The 16706-nt window shown below is 61.4% G+C and carries 14 protein-coding genes; 8 read left to right on the forward strand and 6 right to left on the reverse strand.

Annotation, left to right across the window (positions count from 1 at the left end):
- Nucleotides 1–84: 84 nt before the first annotated feature.
- Entirely contained in the window at nucleotides 85–702 is a 618-nt protein-coding gene (locus R3E77_11595) for a hypothetical protein (GenBank protein MEZ5500055.1), read from the reverse strand.
- 135 nt (nucleotides 703–837) lie between these two features.
- On the opposite strand from R3E77_11595, the gene R3E77_11600 reads away from it, so the two are divergent.
- Nucleotides 838–3048 carry a TonB-dependent receptor gene (locus R3E77_11600; GenBank protein MEZ5500056.1) on the forward strand — a complete coding sequence of 737 codons (2211 nt, stop codon included), beginning with the start codon at nucleotides 838–840 and terminating at the stop codon, nucleotides 3046–3048.
- A 111-nt stretch (nucleotides 3049–3159) separates the two neighbouring features.
- A complete protein-coding gene (gene fbp, locus R3E77_11605; GenBank protein ID MEZ5500057.1) occupies nucleotides 3160–4161 on the forward strand; it encodes a class 1 fructose-bisphosphatase in 1002 nt (333 codons plus the stop codon).
- Here fbp and R3E77_11610 read toward each other — a convergent pair.
- The 4 genes from R3E77_11610 to R3E77_11625 are packed head-to-tail and all read right to left on the reverse strand — an operon-like array spanning nucleotide 4154 to nucleotide 8385.
- Nucleotides 4154–4756 carry a rhomboid family intramembrane serine protease gene (locus R3E77_11610; GenBank protein MEZ5500058.1) on the reverse strand — a complete coding sequence of 201 codons (603 nt, stop codon included), beginning with the start codon at nucleotides 4754–4756 and terminating at the stop codon, nucleotides 4154–4156. The genes fbp and R3E77_11610 overlap by 8 nt on opposite strands.
- Nucleotides 4757–4813: 57 nt before the next feature.
- A complete protein-coding gene (locus R3E77_11615) occupies nucleotides 4814–6217 on the reverse strand; it encodes an alanine/glycine:cation symporter family protein (GenBank protein ID MEZ5500059.1) in 1404 nt (467 codons plus the stop codon).
- 42 nt (nucleotides 6218–6259) lie between these two features.
- A complete protein-coding gene (locus R3E77_11620) occupies nucleotides 6260–7498 on the reverse strand; it encodes a TCR/Tet family MFS transporter (GenBank protein MEZ5500060.1) in 1239 nt (412 codons plus the stop codon).
- Nucleotides 7495–8385 carry a pirin family protein gene (locus R3E77_11625; GenBank protein MEZ5500061.1) on the reverse strand — a complete coding sequence of 297 codons (891 nt, stop codon included), beginning with the start codon at nucleotides 8383–8385 and terminating at the stop codon, nucleotides 7495–7497. The genes R3E77_11620 and R3E77_11625 overlap by 4 nt, the downstream gene beginning before the upstream one ends.
- 153 nt (nucleotides 8386–8538) lie before the next feature.
- Between R3E77_11625 and R3E77_11630 the strand changes: the two genes are divergently transcribed.
- The 6 genes from R3E77_11630 to R3E77_11655 all read left to right on the forward strand — a co-directional run bounded on the left by R3E77_11630 (nucleotide 8539) and on the right by R3E77_11655 (nucleotide 16268).
- On the forward strand, nucleotides 8539–9753 hold the full coding sequence (locus R3E77_11630) for a cytochrome c peroxidase (protein ID MEZ5500062.1): 1215 nt from the start codon (nucleotides 8539–8541) through the stop codon (nucleotides 9751–9753).
- A complete protein-coding gene (locus tag R3E77_11635) occupies nucleotides 9750–10823 on the forward strand; it encodes a metallophosphoesterase (protein MEZ5500063.1) in 1074 nt (357 codons plus the stop codon). The genes R3E77_11630 and R3E77_11635 overlap by 4 nt, the downstream gene beginning before the upstream one ends.
- A gap of 153 nt (nucleotides 10824–10976) precedes the next feature.
- Nucleotides 10977–11240 (forward strand): hypothetical protein, encoded by a 264-nt coding sequence (locus R3E77_11640; GenBank protein ID MEZ5500064.1) that lies wholly within the window; start codon nucleotides 10977–10979, stop codon nucleotides 11238–11240.
- 151 nt (nucleotides 11241–11391) lie between these two features.
- Nucleotides 11392–12540: an FIST N-terminal domain-containing protein gene (locus R3E77_11645; protein MEZ5500065.1), complete on the forward strand. Its 1149-nt coding sequence runs from the start codon at nucleotides 11392–11394 to the stop codon at nucleotides 12538–12540.
- A 1-nt stretch (nucleotide 12541) separates the two neighbouring features.
- On the forward strand, nucleotides 12542–15316 hold the full coding sequence (locus tag R3E77_11650) for an ATP-binding protein (protein ID MEZ5500066.1): 2775 nt from the start codon (nucleotides 12542–12544) through the stop codon (nucleotides 15314–15316).
- Between the two features lie 34 nt (nucleotides 15317–15350).
- Nucleotides 15351–16268, forward strand: a complete 918-nt coding sequence (locus R3E77_11655; protein ID MEZ5500067.1) for an alpha/beta fold hydrolase — start codon at nucleotides 15351–15353, stop codon at nucleotides 16266–16268.
- Nucleotides 16269–16273: 5 nt separating this feature from the next.
- Here R3E77_11655 and R3E77_11660 read toward each other — a convergent pair whose 3' ends face one another.
- Complete coding sequence (locus tag R3E77_11660) at nucleotides 16274–16684, reverse strand: low affinity iron permease family protein (protein ID MEZ5500068.1); 411 nt, start codon at nucleotides 16682–16684, stop codon at nucleotides 16274–16276.
- Nucleotides 16685–16706 lie beyond the last annotated feature (22 nt).

A 16706-nucleotide genomic window follows, 5' to 3' on the forward strand; every position in this document is an offset into this window, starting at 1 on the left:
TGCGCAGGCGGTCCGCGGGCCGTCGGACGGTCGCCCGGCCTCACGGTAGGACACCACGGAGGTCAGGGCGACCGGACGTAGCTCTCAGTGACCGCCCTTGACGAAAATGCCCGCCCGGCCCAGTGCAATGGCCAGCTCCGCTTCGATCTGCGCAGCGCGCCCGCGCGGCAGCCTCCGCAAATGCATGACCGGACCCGTCAATAGTTCCAGTCCGCGGCGCAGCACCGAACCGGCCGCCCGTATGCCCGCCTTGTGCTGATCGAACCGAAGTGCCGGAGCATAGCTCGTCATGCCAACGTATGCGCCATGAGGCCCCTGGCGACTGTCGCTGTAGTCGAGCAGCACGAGATAAATATTGTGGCGGCCACCCCGACCAGGAGAAAAGGCCGCGCAGACCTCATAGGCTGTGGCTAGCCAGTCGATGTAACGCATGGGCAACCAATCGGGCACGGTGGCTGCGGCGCGACGCCAGATCCGCTCGATACCTGACTCGACGTCGGCCGCTCGCGCACCGCGCATCCATAGCTCGTGCAGATGATGCGCCGCGGCAAGTCCATCAGTCGCATCGATGGCCGCATCGAGGCCAGTTTGTAGCGTGGCCGAAGCAAGAGCGCGCAGCGGCCGCTCGCCAGGGTGCCGTTTGTCCAGATCAGGCCTGACGATGGACTTTGCTGCCCTGGCGCCCTCCCTTTGTTGTGCCACTACAACACTCCCGTGGCCACTAGGTGATCAAAACATGATGACCGGACAAACCGGGTACGGTACCTTTGCAAATTGACACGTTTGGACCGTCGACCAACACCCATAAGAATCCTAGCCGCAGACAGAGGGGGCGTCATGAGATTGACCTGTATTGTTGTAGCAACAGCCATCGCAGCGACCGGCGTCGCCGTGGCCCAGGAATCCGGACTGCAGGAGGTAGTCATCACCTCGCGTAAAGTCGAAGAGAAGCTGCAGGACGTGCCGCTGTCCGTCAAGGCCTTTACGGCTGAGGACATCGTCGAGCGCGGTATCGACGACTTGTACAAGGTCAGCACCTCCACTCCGGGATTTTCCTTCGAGAAGCTGAACCGCTTTGGCGTTCAGGGTGGCGGCAGCCGGCCCGTCATCCGCGGTCAGTCAAATATCCTCGGCGAGGCCAATGCCTCGACCTTCATCGACGGCCTGCAATACAACGATTCGATTCTCTCCTTCCCATTCGACCTGGTGGAGCGCATCGAAGTCATCAAGGGACCGCAGGCGGCGCTGTTCGGCCGCGCCACTTTCGCGGGCGCCATCAACATCATCACCAAGAAACCGACCAACGAGGTCCAGAACTCGGTATCGACGCGACTCGCGCAATACGACGAGTTCGAAGTCAATGCCATGTCGCGCGGCCCGGTCATCGAGGACAAGGTCTTCTACATGGTGCATGCGCGCTACTACAAGTTCGGCGGCATGTACCGCAACATCCTGGATGGCCAGAAAGTCGGCGACGAGCGCTCGGCCAACTTCAACACTTCACTCGAATTTCGGCCGAACGACGCCTGGATGATGCGCTTCAACATGGGCTACGGTGAGGACAATGACGGTGCTGCCGCCATCACCCTCCAGGATCGCTTCTACAACAATTGCTACCTGGAAGTTGCCCGCCAGTACTATTGCGGCGAAGTCGCCGAACTCGATTACACCGAACAGAACCTCGATCTCTTCGGCGACCGCATCGGCATGGACAAGACCGCTTACCGCTACTCGGCCCAGGTCGAATACGACCCAGGCCCTTTCAGCCTGACCTGGAACACCGGCTACTTCGACGCCGACCAGTCCTATGGCTATGACGTCGACGTGACTTCCAACTCCACGGCGCTCAACGGCGACTTCAATCGCGTCGCCGTCAGCGATCGCAAGGAGCTCTCGTCAGAACTGATCCTGCGCAGCAACGAAGAGCGGCGCGTACGCGGTATGGTCGGTGCGTATTTCTACCGCAGCCGCCGCGACTTCCGCGAGGACCGCATCAATGCGACCGGCGTCGTTCGCACGGTCAACAATGGCACGGAACGGGTCGATAACTGGGCGGTCTTCGGCGCCCTCGAGGCGGACTTCTCCGATCGCTGGACCGGTCGCGTCGAGGCTCGTCTTGCCGAAGACACCATCGGCAACAACAACCCTGGCGCGCGCCCGACACTGCCGCTCCTCGAGAAGACTTTCAACAGCTTCTCGCCGCGCGTCACGCTCGACTACAAAGTCACGCCGGATCACCTGCTGTACCTTGCCGTGGCACAGGGCAACAAGCCGGGCTTCATCAATGCCAACCCCTTGCTCGACCCGTCCTTGCTGTTTGCCGACGAGGAAAGCGCCTGGAACTACGAAATCGGCTCCAAGAACACGTTCCTGGACGGCCGCATGACCCTGAATGCTGCTGCGTACTTCATCGACTGGAGCGATCAGCAGTTGACCACCGGGGCGACGCTCTCCACGGGCGCACCGGTCACGGTGGTGGTCAATATCGGCAAGACCGAAGTGAAAGGCTTCGAACTCGAACTGAACAACAAGTTCACGGATCAGTTCAGCGGCGGACTGAGTTTCTCGTACAACGATGCAGAGATCACCGAAGCGAGCGACCCCGAGCAGCTGGCCTTCGACCTGGCCGATGGACTCACCGGGTCAACCGGCTCGGTTGCGGGCAACCAGACGCCGAACTCCCCCAAGACCCAGGCCAGTGCCTACGGCAAGTTCGAGTTCCCGGTCAATGCTTCCGTCAATGGGTTTCTCAGGCTTGACTACGCCTACACGTCGAAGAAGTACTCACAGATCTTCAACCTGGCGCACACGGGTGACCAGAATCTGCTCAACCTGAAGCTCGGCTTCGAAACCGACAAGTGGAACATCACGCTCTGGGGTGACAACCTCACTGACGATCGCACGCCTTCCACGGTCATCCGGTTCGTCGATTTCAAGAATGTCCTGCCGATCGGTACCAGCCAACGCACCTCAGCCTTCGTGCGCGGCTTCCAGTACCCGCTCGCGGACAAGCGCCAGTTCGGCATCACCGCCAGCTACAAGTTCTAGCACACCACTTGCGCAACTCATGGCGGCCGGGTCGACATCGACCCGGCCGTTTTTTCAGGCCCGGTCCTGCAGGCTGGGCGAATCCGCTCGCGCCGTGGCATCCTTGGGTGCATGTCAACACACAATCAGTACGACAGCGCCAGCATCATGACGCTGCAGGCGCATATCCTCGAACAGCAGGCCCATCACCCGGAAGCGACCGGCACTTTCAGCTGGATACTGTCGGCACTGTCGATTTCGGCCAAGGTCGTTGCGGACAAGGTGCGCAGGGCGCGGCTCGAAAACGTTCTCGGCGACATCGGCAACGAGAACGTGCAGGGCGAGGTGCAACAGAAACTCGATGTCATCGCCAATGACGTCCTGCTGCGTACGCTGGGCCGCCGCCAAGGTGTGGCAATCGTCGCCTCGGAAGAAAACGAGGAGCCGGTCATCATTCGCGACGATCACAAGGGCGAGCGGCGCTATTGCGTGCTGTTCGACCCGCTCGATGGCTCTTCCAACCTCGATGTCTGCGGCGGAGTCGGGACGATTTTCAGCATACTGCGCCACGATCGACGCGCCGCGCGCAGCCAGGATTCCCTCCTGCAGCCGGGCCGCGAGCAGGTGGCCGCAGGCTATGTGCTCTACGGTCCGTCAACCGTATTCGTATTGAGCATCGGCCGGGGTGTCGACATGTTCGTGCTCGATCCGGCGGTGGGCGCGTTCATGCGCGTGGCTGAGGGTCTGCGCATTCCGGAACGGAACAAGAGCTATTCCTGCAACGAAGGCAACCGCCGCAGCTTCCCGCAAGGCTACCAGCGCTACCTCGACTGGGCACAGGAGAACGGTTATTCCAGCCGTTATGTTGGCGCGATGGTAGCGGACCTGCACCGCATCCTGCTGAAAGGCGGCGTGTTCATGTATCCACCCACCGCCAAGGCGCCGCAAGGCAAGCTGCGCCTGATGTACGAAGCGAACCCGATGGCCATGATCATCGAACAAGCGGGCGGCACCGCCGTGGCCGGTCCCGGGCAGCCCATACTCGCGATCGAGCCGCAGGGCATCCACCAGCGCACGCCGCTGATCATCGGCAGCCGCGAGGAAGTCGCCCGCGTGGTGGCGCAGCTCAGTTGAAGTAGTTCAGGAGCCCGCGGTACGCGCCGGCGTCCGTCAAGGCAACGAACGCGAGCCCGGTGAGTGCACCATCGAGATGCGCGTCGTGATTGATCCGCCCCCGCCCCTGCCGGCCGAGATACCAGGAATAGCCGACATAGAGCACGCCGAAAAGCGGCGCCGGAATCGGCACGGGAATCAGCAGGATATTCAGGCTCATTCCAGGAAAGTAGACGATCGCCGCGAATAGCACCGCGGAAATCGCTCCCGACGCGCCGAGCGATGCGTACTCGGCATTGTCGCGGTGCTTGAAATACGTGCGCACGTCGCTCAAAACCAGGCCGAGAAGATAAAGCAGCACGAACCTGAAACTGCCGATGCGCCGCTCGAGCGGAAATGCAAAGAACCAGAATGTCAGCATGTTCATTGCCAGGTGCAGGAAGTCCCCATGCACGAAGCCGCTGGTAATGAGTGTATGCCAGTCCTTGTTGCGCGCGACGTTGTAGGGCCTGAACAGACACTGCTGGATGATCTGCGGGTTGCCGAGCAAGCCGAGCGCACTCGTCGCGATCGTGATGATGAAAATGATCCCGGCCAGCGAATTCAATAACTGCACTGCACTCCCCCGTTGGTAGTTCTTGGCCCTTTGGGCGTCACGGCCCGGCCAGGCGCTCTAGCGCTGCCCCTTCACGATGCGTTGCCAGTAGTCCCCAAGATCGCGACGCAGTTCCGGAAGCAGTATGAATACTGCCAGCAAATTGGGTATCGCCATGCAGAAATTGAGTCCGTCGGCGAGATTGACGACCTGGTGCAGCGGGAATGTACCGGCGATGCTCAGCACCCCGCACAAGAGCAGCCGGTAGCCATAACGCGACGCTTTTGTCTCACCCCACAGATAGATCCAGGCCTGTTCGCCGTAGTAACCCCAGCTCAATATGGTCGACAGAGCGAAGAGAATCACGCTGACGGCGAGCAAGACCGGAAACCATGGCACGACAGTCGCAAACGCGCGCGAAGTGAGCGCAACGCCCTCGGCATCGCCGTTGGTTGCAACGCCCGAGACGACGATGACCAGCGCGGTGGCAACACATACCACTATGGTATCGAGGAATGGCTCGAGGAGCGCCGCAAATCCCTGCGACATCGGCTCACGCGTGCGCACGGTAGCATGCGCCATGGGCGCGGAGCCAAGCCCCGCCTCGGAGGAGAACGCCGCGCGCCTGAATCCCTGCAGCAGCGCTCCGACGACACCGCCCTCGACCGCAACGGGGGAAAATGCCTCGCGGACGATGGTCGCAAGCGCGCCGGGCAGGTGTTGCCAATTGGCAAGCAACACGGTCGTTGCGCCCACCAGGTAAAGACCGCACATTGCCGGCACCAGTGCGGAGGTCCAGCGGGCAATTCGCCGCATGCCGCCGAACAGGACGGCCGCGACCCACAATGCCACACCCGTGCCGAACAGCAGGCCGGACTCGAAACCCGTGACTTCGCGAAACTGCGCGTAGGCCTGGTTGACCTGGAACAAGGTCATCGACGCGCCAATCGCGGCGATGCAGAAGAACACTGCGAGCGCGCGGCCGAGCGGCGCAAGGCCGAGTCGAGAGAACGCAACGGGCACATAGTACATCGCGCCCGCAGTGACTGTGCCGTCAGCCCGGGTGCGTCGATATTTCACGCCGAGACTCACTTCGGCAAATTTCGCGCTCATGGCAAAGAAACCAGCGACGATCATCCAAAGTGCCGCGCCTGGTCCACCAATTGCAATGGCTACCGCAACACCCGCGATATTGCCAAGACCCACCGTGCCCGATACTGCGGTCGCGAGTGCTTCGAATGGTGTCGTCTCACCCGGTTGATCGCCTCGACTGTAGCGCCCACGCAATACGGCGATGCCGTGACCGAACCCGCGCAGGTTGATAAAGCCGAACGCAAGGGTCGTGACCACACCGCCCAGTATCAGCCACAGCACGATCAAGGGAATTTGCGTACCGAAGGCCGGAATCGAAAAGAACACGACCGCGGACAGTCCTTCGGCGACTGGCCCCAGCCAGTCGTTGATCAGGGCGTCGAAATCCATCTAGTCGGACATGCCGTTTCGAAAGCTGCGAGGCGTCCTGGCTCAGGCCGGCGCCAGCACCCGCCGTCCGGCACTCGAGAGTGAGAACAGGAAAGCGGCCAACAGCATGCAAAGTGACGCCGCCAGGAAGGCTGCACCCGGGAAATGCACGGGCGCACCGGGTGCCGTGAAGTAGGCGAACAGATTGGCCATGATGAGCGGCGCCACGACCGACGTCAGGCTGCCGACGCTTGCAAGCGTGCCTTGCAGTTCGCCCTGCTCGTTGGCCGGTACGTTCTTCGACATGATGGCGTTGAGTGACGGGCCCACCAGTCCCATCATCGCGAATGGCAACATGAATGCATAGAGCTGCCAACCGCTGGTCGCGAACGCATAGCCGGCAAATCCGACGGCAGCCGACAGCGTACCCATGTAGATCGCGCCGCGCTCGCCAAAGCGTGGCACCACGATGCGGGTAAAGCCGCCGTAGACGATGGACACGCAGATGCCGATAGCGGCCAGTGACAACCCCACCTGGCCCTCGGACCAGTTGAATTTGAGCATCGTATAGTAGCTCCATACGGCCGGGTTCGAATCATGCCCCAGTCGCATGAGCACCATTACCACGATCAGCGGCAGCAGCAAGGGATAGCGACGCACCTGCATGACGGAACCGAGCGGATTCGCACGTCGCAGGTCAAACGGCCGGCGGCGTTCGGGGGGGAGCGATTCGCGCAGCACGAAGAATCCGAAAAGCGCATTGGCGAATGCGAGGCCCGCCGCCACCAGGAACGGCGCACGCGGACCGAAGTGCTCGCCGATGATGCCACCGAGCGCCGGCCCGAGCACGAAACCGACCCCGAAGGCCGCGCCTATCAACCCAAAGCGCGCGGCGCGTTTCTCGGGTGGAGACACGTCGGCGATATAGGCGTTGGCAGTCGAATAGGCGGCGCCCGACATGCCCGACAGGATACGGCCGATGAACAGCCAGCCGATCGTCGGCGCAAGACCAGTAATGACATAGTCGATACCGAGCATGGTGAGGGAGAGAATCAGCACCGGCCGACGGCCGAAGCGATCACTGAGGTTGCCGATCACCGGTGCAAACAGGAACTGCATGAGAGCATAGCTGAAGAATAACCACGAGCCGTACCGTGCCGCAGTGGAAAGATCCGTATCGGTCAAGGACTGGATCAGCTTCGGGGCGACGGGAATCGTCACACCAAGTCCGATGGTGTCGATCAGCATGGTGATGAAAACGAACGCGAGCGCATAGCGGCTCGGCGCCAAGGTTTCGGTCATCCAGAACTGCTCCTGGCGGGCTCGACGAGCCTGCCGTTTCGATAATCGTCGACGGCTTGTTCGATTTCCGCGCGTGTGTTCATGACGAATGGTCCATATTGCACGACGGGTTCGTTGAGCGCACGCCCAGCAAGCAGCAGCAACCGCGCCGCGCCATGCGATGCACGCAGTGCCAGTCGGTCACCGTCATCCAGAACAGCTGCGCCCTGCAATGGTAACGAGCGAGGCGCGCCATCGCTCCCCAGGAGCTCCACTGCACCATCATATGGATAGACAAAAGCGCTCAATTCACGCGCTATCGGCAGCTCGATGGTGGCACCGGGCAGCAAACGCAGGTCGGCGAACAGCGGTGCGGTCGATGGTTGTCCAAGCGTCGCGCCCCGCAATACCTTGCCCTCGATCGAGAGCGCTCCGGCGATCAGTCGCATCTGGCAGCCAGCCGACAGGCTGTACTCGGGAATATCGCTCGCCGGAATGTCACGGTAGGCGGCCGGCTGCATCTTCGCGCTGGCTGGCAGATTGAGCCAAAGCTGAAAGCCGCGCATTCTGCCGGCAGTTTGCTGGGGCATTTCGGAGTGAATGATGCCGCGTGCCGCGGTCATCCACTGCACGTCGCCCGGGCCCAGGTCGCCGCGATTGCCGCAGCTGTCCTCGTGACGCATGCGGCCATCCAGCATGTAGGTTACGGTTTCGAAGCCGCGATGCGGGTGGGACGGAAACCCCGCCAGGTAGTCGTTCGGATCATCGGAGAAAAACTCGTCGAGCATCAGGAACGGATCCACTCTTTGACCCGTCGGCCCCCCGAGACTGCGGCGCAGCCGCACGCCTGCCCCATCCGAGGCGGGTACCGAGGTGATGACTTCCCGTAGATCGCGGTGCCCTTGCATCGTGCGATTCCATCTGAGTCGAGACGCCAAGCATACGCTGGCGAGCTCCGCACCGGCCCTGCGGTTGCATTGGCCAACACAGGGTAATTCCGTATAGACCCTCGCTTAGAACGTGTCTAATCTCGGTTAGACCAAGTCTAAGGAGGGAGGCTTATGTCATCTGGACACCGTATTGTCGCTGCCTGCGCAGCCATCGCCGCCGCCGCTCTATCGCTCGCCGCACCCCTGGGACTACCGCCCGTGCCAGTGCCGGCCACCAACCCGCAAACACCCGAGAAAATCGCGCTCGGCGACAAGCTGTTCAATGACAAGCGATTCAGCAGCACGGGCGCTGTCGCCTGCGCGACCTGCCACGACCCGGCCAAGGCCTTTACGGACAGTCCACTCACGACATCCGAAGGAATCAACAAGCTGACCGGTACCCGCAACGCCCCGACAGTCATCAACGCGGCCTACTTCCAGTCGCAGTTCTGGGACGGCCGCTCGCCGGATCTGGAAGATCAGGCGTTGCACCCATTCGTCAACCCGGTGGAAATGGGACTTGCCGATCACGAGCCCATCCTCGCCATTGTCCGTAGCGACCCGCAGTATGTGGCTGCGTTTGCCGAAGTTTTCGGGACGAACGCCTCGGCGATCAGCATACGCGAAGTGACGCAGGCAATTGCCGCGTTCGAGCGCACGATCGTAGGCGGCGATTCGCCCTTCGATCGCTATTACTTCGGCGGCGACAAATCCGCCCTGTCGCCAACGGCGATCCGCGGTTTCGATCTATTCCTGAACAAGGCGCGTTGCGTATCCTGTCATACCATCGAGCAGGACAGCGCATTGTTCACCGACAGCCGTTTTCACAATATTGGCGTCGGTATCAATCGCATCCAGAACGAGGTCGGGCAGCTGGCGCCCGCCTTCCTCGAGGCTAAAGCCAAGGGTATCGACGTCGACAAGGCCGTGCTCGCGGACAAGCGCAGCTCGGAGCTCGGGCGCTTTGCGATTACCGACTCCCTGGACGAGATCGGTGCTTTCAAGACCTCGACCCTGCGCAATGTCGCGGTAACCGCGCCGTTCATGCACGACGGCAGTCTCAAGACCCTGCGCGAAGTCGTCGAACATTACAACAATGGCGGCGTCACCAGGAAAGAAGATCCGGTAAACGATTTCCTGAGTGGCGGTATCAGGCCGCTCGATCTGACCGACGAGGAAATCTCCGATCTGGTCGCATTCCTCGAGTCATTGACGAGCCCGCAGTTCGCACAATTGCAGGCACAACAGAACGCCCTGAATTCGGGCGCTTGCGATCCGAAGCGGCCAGCTACGGCGCAGCTCGCGAATGTGACGGCCGGCGAGCAAATCGGAGGTATCAACCCATGAACAATGCAATCGATCGCAGGACCTTCCTGAAAAAGACGGCGCTGACTGCCGGGGCAGCGACATTGCCGTTGACGTTGGTGGAAATGGCTTTTGCGAAGTCCGCCGGGAATTTCACTTTTGCCTACATTTCCGACTCGCATATTCAACACATCAAGGGCGCACAGTTCGTCCGCAACTGGGATCGTGGTCTGATCCGCGCAGTCGCTGAAACGAATCTGCTGTCACCGCGACCGGATTTCGTGATGTTCGGCGGCGACCTCGCGCAGCTTGGCACGGTGGCCGAACTCGACCACGGCGCGCAGATGCTCGGCAAGCTTCGAGGCAAACTGCACTGCGTGATGGGCGAGCATGACTATTACCTCGACCTCGGCAAGTACTGGTCCAGGCTGTTCGGACCGCAGTACTACAGCTTCGATCACAAGGGCGTGCATTTCGTGGTCCTTAACAGCATCCTCACCTACGATGACTGGACATTCAATCGCTGGCCGAGCGCCGAGCAGCGCATGCTCGAGATGGCAGGACTCGACAATCCAAATGGATCACCCTTCATGGTCGGCGAGAAGCAGCGCGCCTGGCTTGCGCGTGACTTGTCGCGCGTGCGCAAGGACACGCCCGTCGTCGTGTTCTCGCATTCGCCATTACAGAAGATCTACAAAGGCTGGAATTTCTGGACCGAGGACGCAGAGGAGATACAGAAACTGCTGGCGCCTTTCGAGCGTGTATCGGTACTGTACGGACACGTACACCAGATCCAGTACAACCAGATCGGCAATATCAGTTTCAACTCGGTGATGGCAACCGCATGGCCCTGGCCGTATCCGCAAAGTTACGCCCAGGCGGCCCAGTACCTGCCGAAGCTCACGGTTCCGATGAATCGCGCAGACCCGTTCTTCGAACGCGATGCCACGGGTTGGCAGATGATCAATGTCAATACCGGCCGCGTCGATCTCGCCTACAACCTCTACAACAACCGCAGCCGTACTGTCGCCTTCGATGCCGCCGCTGGTCAGCCGCAGGACATGGCCTTCCAGGCGCCGCAGTCACGTGTGCCGCCGCAAGATCATTACTGATTCGGGGAGAAGCAAATGTCACCACGGAAGATGCTGGGGCTATTGGCAATCGCCACACTGTTTGCGCAATCGGCCATTTCAGATGAGTTCACCGCCGAAGACCTGAAGCGCTAGGATGAGCAATTCCAGCTCGTCGTCAAACAGGGTCGTGCATTGTGGACGGACGGCAAGCTCGGGAGCAACGGTATTGCCTGCGCGCAATGCCACCCCAATGCCGCCAATACCCACCCTGAAACCTATCCGAAGTTCCAGAAACAGCTGGGCCGGGTGGCAAGCCTGTGGGAGATGATCAACTGGTGCCTGCGAAATCCACTGGAAGGCCAGCCGCTCGCGGCGGATGATCCCAAGATGGTGGCAATGCTGGCCTACGCGACCTGGGAACGGCGCGGCGTCGAACTCTCACCCGGCAAACACTGATCGCGTTGTCGGCGCGGGCGTGCGCGCCTGCACACCGGGAATATTCGGCAAATCTGATAACCGCTGCGATGCGAGCCAGGTCACGACGATAGCGGGCTGCTCCAACGCATACTGATCGAGCGCCAATGCTGTGCGATCTGGATGCGCCGCCGTGCAAGTACGTCAATTGATCCTGAACTCCTCAGACTCCCTGCCAGAGCAATTGGAAGCCCTGGCCGACCTCGAGCCACAGCTCGTTCTCGTGTTTGCGGATCCCGATCTGCTGGTCGAACTCGGACTTGCCGCGCGCGTTGCAAGCAGATTGCCGGATGCCATCACCGTCGGCTGCTCGACAGCCGGCGAAATTCACCAGCGTGGCATCGCGAGCAACAGTGCGGTCATCACTGCGGTTCGCTTCGATGATCCCCAGATCTGTACGGCAATGACCCATGTCGAGTCCATGCAGGACTCGGAGACCGCCGGCGAGCGACTGGGCGCCGGGCTCGCAAGCGACCGGCCGCATACCGTCATGGTCCTGGGCCAGGGACTTCATCTGAATGGCAGCGCCGTGATACGTGGATTGCGCAAATCGCTCGGCAACGACGTCGCACTCGTCGGCGGCCTCGCGAGCGATGGCATCAAGTTCGAGCGGACCATGGTGGTGGCAGGGGGTCAATGCGATGCGAACAAATTGGTTGTCATCGGTTTTTGTTCGCCTCGATTGCTGGTGACTGTCGGCAGCATGGGTGGCTGGCGGCCTTTCGGACCGATTCGACGCGTCACGCGCTGCGACGGAAACGTCCTCTACGAGTTGGACGGTGAGCCGGCGCTGGCTGTATACCGTCGCTATCTTGGCGACCATGCCCAGAACCTGCCGGGTTCGGCACTGCTTTTTCCATTCTCCATGTACGACGATGCCGCAAAGGAAACGGGTGTCACTCGCACGATTCTCGGCATCGACGAAGCGAGCGGCGCCATCACGCTCGCCGGCGAAATCGTTGCGGACGGTTTTCTTCGGCTCATGTGTGCATCGCCAGATGAGCTGATCAATGGCGCCGAGATGGCGGCCGAACTCGCCCGTTTGCCCGAGGAGCGGCGGCAGGCGCCGTCCTTCGCCCTGCTCGTCAGCTGCGTCGGCCGCTCCCTGGCACTTGGCGATCGCACCGAGGAGGAAGTCGAGGCGGTAGGATCCATTCTCGGTCCAAATTGTGTGCTGGCCGGATTTTACTCGAATGGTGAAGTCAGCTCCTGCACCGCCTTGCCCGAAACCCAGCTGCACAATCAGACGATGACACTTGCATGTTTCAGCGAGGCGGCCTGACATGCATCGCATCCTGCGGCGCCAGCTGCGCCGCGCACTGAAACTCGAATCCATCGACGCTGTAGAGGAAACGCTGCGGCGGTGGTTGGCCGAAGATTCCGACGCGGCCAAGGGGCCCGATGCGCCTCAGCTGCGCGAGATCCTGCGCAGCCTGATCACCTCGGTCGATCAAAGTTACCTGCAGCTCGAACGCGACCTTGATCTGCGCACCCGCAGCCTCGACATCAGTTCCGCCGAGCTGTTCGAGGTCAATACGCGCCTCAAAAGCGAACTCGATGCGCAACGCTTGGCGGCGGACAGTCTGCTTGCTGCGGCGAAACGGCTGGCGAAGAACTCGGCCCTGCCGCTGCCGACTGCGGACCAGGCCGGTATCCGGCCGTTGACGGAATTCCTGACCCGCCTCGCACACGACCGCGATAGCGCGATCAGCGCCAGGGAGCAATCCGAACAGCGATTGCGCATGGCGCTCGACGCCTCCAATCTCAGCATGTGGGACTGGGACTTCGGTTCAACGCAGATATTCTATGATCGGAATTTCGCCCGTTTCATAGGCACCAAGGAGCAGGACGCAACTTACGATCTCGGCGCCTTGTCGAGGCGCACGGTACCTGCCGACGCACAGGCACTCAGTACAGCCATTCGCGACGTCGTGCTGGGCCACAGGCCCGACTTCGAAGTCGAACTGCGGGTGCGCCACGAACAGGGCCATTGGCTGTGGCTGCAGACTTTCGGCAGCGTGACCGTGCGCGACCCGGACGGTCGCGCGCGCCGCCTGACCGGAATCGTTGCCGATATCAGCAAGCGCAAGCAGCTCGAGAATGAGATCGCGGCCAATCTGAAGCTTCTCGAGACCGTTCTCGACACCATGCCACTGCCGGTACTGATCAAGGACAGGACCGGACAAGTGCAACGTGCAAATTCCGCGTGGGACAAGATGGTGAGCGCCGGGACCGCTGGGGAATCCGGTCACGGCTTGGCCGTCAATTCGCCAGTGCTCGGATCGGTGCATCGGAAATTCGATCTCGAAGTCATTGCCAGTGGCCAACCAGCGCGCTACGAAGCCAGGATCATTGCCCCGAACCAGCGTGAATATGACGTCCTCGTCGCGAAGGCACCGCTCAAGCTCGACAATGGCGAGGTCACCGGCATTATATCGGTGATTACCGACATTTCGGAGCAAAAGCGCACGGCCGGGGAACTCGATCGCGCCCGCCTCGCCGCCGAAGCCGCTGCGCGCGCAAAATCCGGGTTTCTCGCCAACATGAGCCATGAATTGAGAACTCCACTCAACGGCGTCGTTGGCATGGCATCGCTCCTCGAAACCACGCGGCTCGATTCAAGACAAGCGCGCTTCGTGCAAACGCTGAAGTCCTCCGCTGATGCCCTCATCGCCATCATCAATGACATCCTCGATATATCCAAGATCGAGGCCGGCAAACTGGATGTTGCGACAGAACTGGTGAATGTACGCGAGGAGCTGGAACACGTCGTCAACCTGTTCAGTGCGCAGGCCTTCGCGAAAGGCATCGAAATCGCATCGCACCTCGCGCCTGGCGCACCCCCTACTATCCAAAGCGATCGATTGCGTTTGCGGCAAGTACTGTCAAACCTCGTGAGCAACGCAATCAAATTCACCGAACGCGGCGCGGTACTTGTCAGCGCAAGCCGCGGTCGTGCCGCTGCCGATACCGACGCCAACCACATCGAGTTCGCCGTGATCGACTCCGGCATTGGTATTGCGCCACAACTGCAGGAGCACGTTTTCGAAGCCTTTGCCCAGGCTGATGACAGCGCAACCCGGCGATTCGGTGGCACCGGACTCGGCCTCGCCATTTGCCAGCGCCTCGTTGAGCTGATGGGAGGATCGCTGGGGCTCGACAGCGCCCCGGGTCAAGGGAGCCGCTTCTATTTCACCTTGCCTGCAACCGGGGCCGAATCAAGCGCGTCATGGTCAGCAACCGACGATGTTGCCGCATTGGTCGTTGCGCCCGAAGCGATTATCGCCAGTGCGCTCGCCGAAACCCTGGCGTCGCGAAGCGCACTGGCATTGATCGCGTCCGACGGCATCGACGCGGTGACGCAAATCGAATCGCTGCCAGCCAACCTGCGCCATATTCAGATCGTCATCGATTCCGGCGATGATCGCGCAGAACTCGAATCCTGGGTAAGCGCCATGCGACTCGCGGCAGCGGGACGCAGCGTAACCGTTACCCTGCTGCTGCCCCATGGCTGTCAGGATCTGCCACCGATCGGCATCGACCGGTGCATCGGCAAACCTGTCTGCACGGCGGCACTATTCGAGCAAGGAAGCGACACAGGCGCCGCTGGCGCTACGACGCGCAGCCGCTCGCTGATCGGGCCGGTCGCTCGCAAACGAGTGCTCATCGTCGAGGACAATGCGGTCAATCAGGAGCTGGTGGCAGCCATGCTCGAGACCGTGCATATGGACTACTGCATCGCCGTCAATGGCCGCGAAGGCGTTGAGCTCTACGAAAAGGACGGGAATTTTGACCTGGTGCTGATGGACTGCCAGATGCCTGTGATGGATGGCTTCGCCGCCAGTCGCCGCATTCGCGAACTGGAAGACGGCACGCGGCGAGTTCCAATCATCGCGCTTACCGGCAATGCGATGGAGGGCGACCGCGACAGCTGCATTGCGGCCGGCATGGACGATTATCTGCCGAAACCGATCAACCTCGCGCTGCTACGCGACATGCTCGACCGCTGGTTGTGCCCGCCGGCGACGCAATCCGAACCAGCCGCAGGCGCCGCCTGAAGCACGATTCCCAGCTGTCGCGGTAGAATGGCCAATGATCCGGGCCGACAGTTCGTGCCGGCGACAATCGGCAACCATCCACACGGACGACGGCGTCACGCTGGGCGGAGAGTTATTCCTGCCAACCGGTGACCGCATTGGCTGCCTGCTCATCAATTCCGGCACTGGCATACCGCAACGGTTCTATTCGCGCTTCGCCGAACATGCCGCCAGTCGCGGCTGGGTGACGCTGACCTTCGACTATCGCGGTATCGGCGCATCGGCACCGCCACGCCTGCGCGGCTACAAGGCCCGATATCGCGATTGGGGCCGTCACGACATCGCCGCAGCCATCGACTATTTGCGGCAACACTACCCCAATCTGGCGATCGCTGCGCTCGGTCACTCGACGGGCGGTCAGCAGTTGGGACTCGCGCACAACGTTTCCCAGGTACGTGCTGCCCTTTTCGTAGCGGTGTCGACCGGTTACTGGCGCGGCATGGGATTCCTGTACCGCTACTTCACTTTGGCGTTATGGCGCGCCTGGATGCCGCTCGCAATTCGCCTGTACGGCTATGCGCCCGTGAGGAAGATCCGTTGGGGCGAAGACCTGCCTGCCGACGTGGCCCGCGAATGGGGCGCGTGGTGTCTGCAACCGGATTACATGGCAGCGTTCTTCGATGGTACGGGTCGCTTACGCACACCTGATGGCGCGAAATTCGGCCCCATCCATTTCGACGATGTGCGCATTCCGATTCTCTCGTACTACTTCACCGACGATCCGATTTCCGTCGCGGCCAACGTTCCGCCGCTGCTGCAAATCTACCGCCATGCCGCTATCGAAACGCGCTGGATCGATCCGCGGGAGATCGGCACCAGGCATTTGGGTCATACAGGGTTCTTCCACGACCAGCACGGCCGCCCGCTCTGGGACGAAACGCTCGACTGGCTGCAATCACGAATCGCGCGTTAGCGGCATCACGCCTCGGGCGTATCGGTATCGCCCTGCCCGGCGGCGAGCGAATTGCGCGCCTCCCTGGCCAGCACCTGGTAGCGCTTGCGAAAGGCGTCGAGCGATTCCTCTTCGAGCTCTTCGAGGTCGAGCAATGCGTTGTGCGCGCCGCGCGTTGCGCGGATCAGCTCGTCGAGCTTCACCTGCATGGCCTGGGTATCGCGATTCTGCGTGTTCTGGATCAGGAACACCATCAGGAAGGTGATGATCGTCGTGCCGGTATTGATGACCAGCTGCCAGGTATCGGAAAACGCGAACAGCGGCCCGGTGATGACCCAGACCAAGATGACGGCCACCGCAACCACGAAGGCTGCAGGGCGGCCGGAGAAACGGGCGGCGTGCTTGGCGATGGCGGTATACCAATTGCGTGCTGACATGGTTGGCCTCAGGATGTACAGG

It is taken from the genome of Steroidobacteraceae bacterium, assembly GCA_041395505.1.
Classification (GTDB): Bacteria; Pseudomonadota; Gammaproteobacteria; order Steroidobacterales; family Steroidobacteraceae; genus JAWLAG01.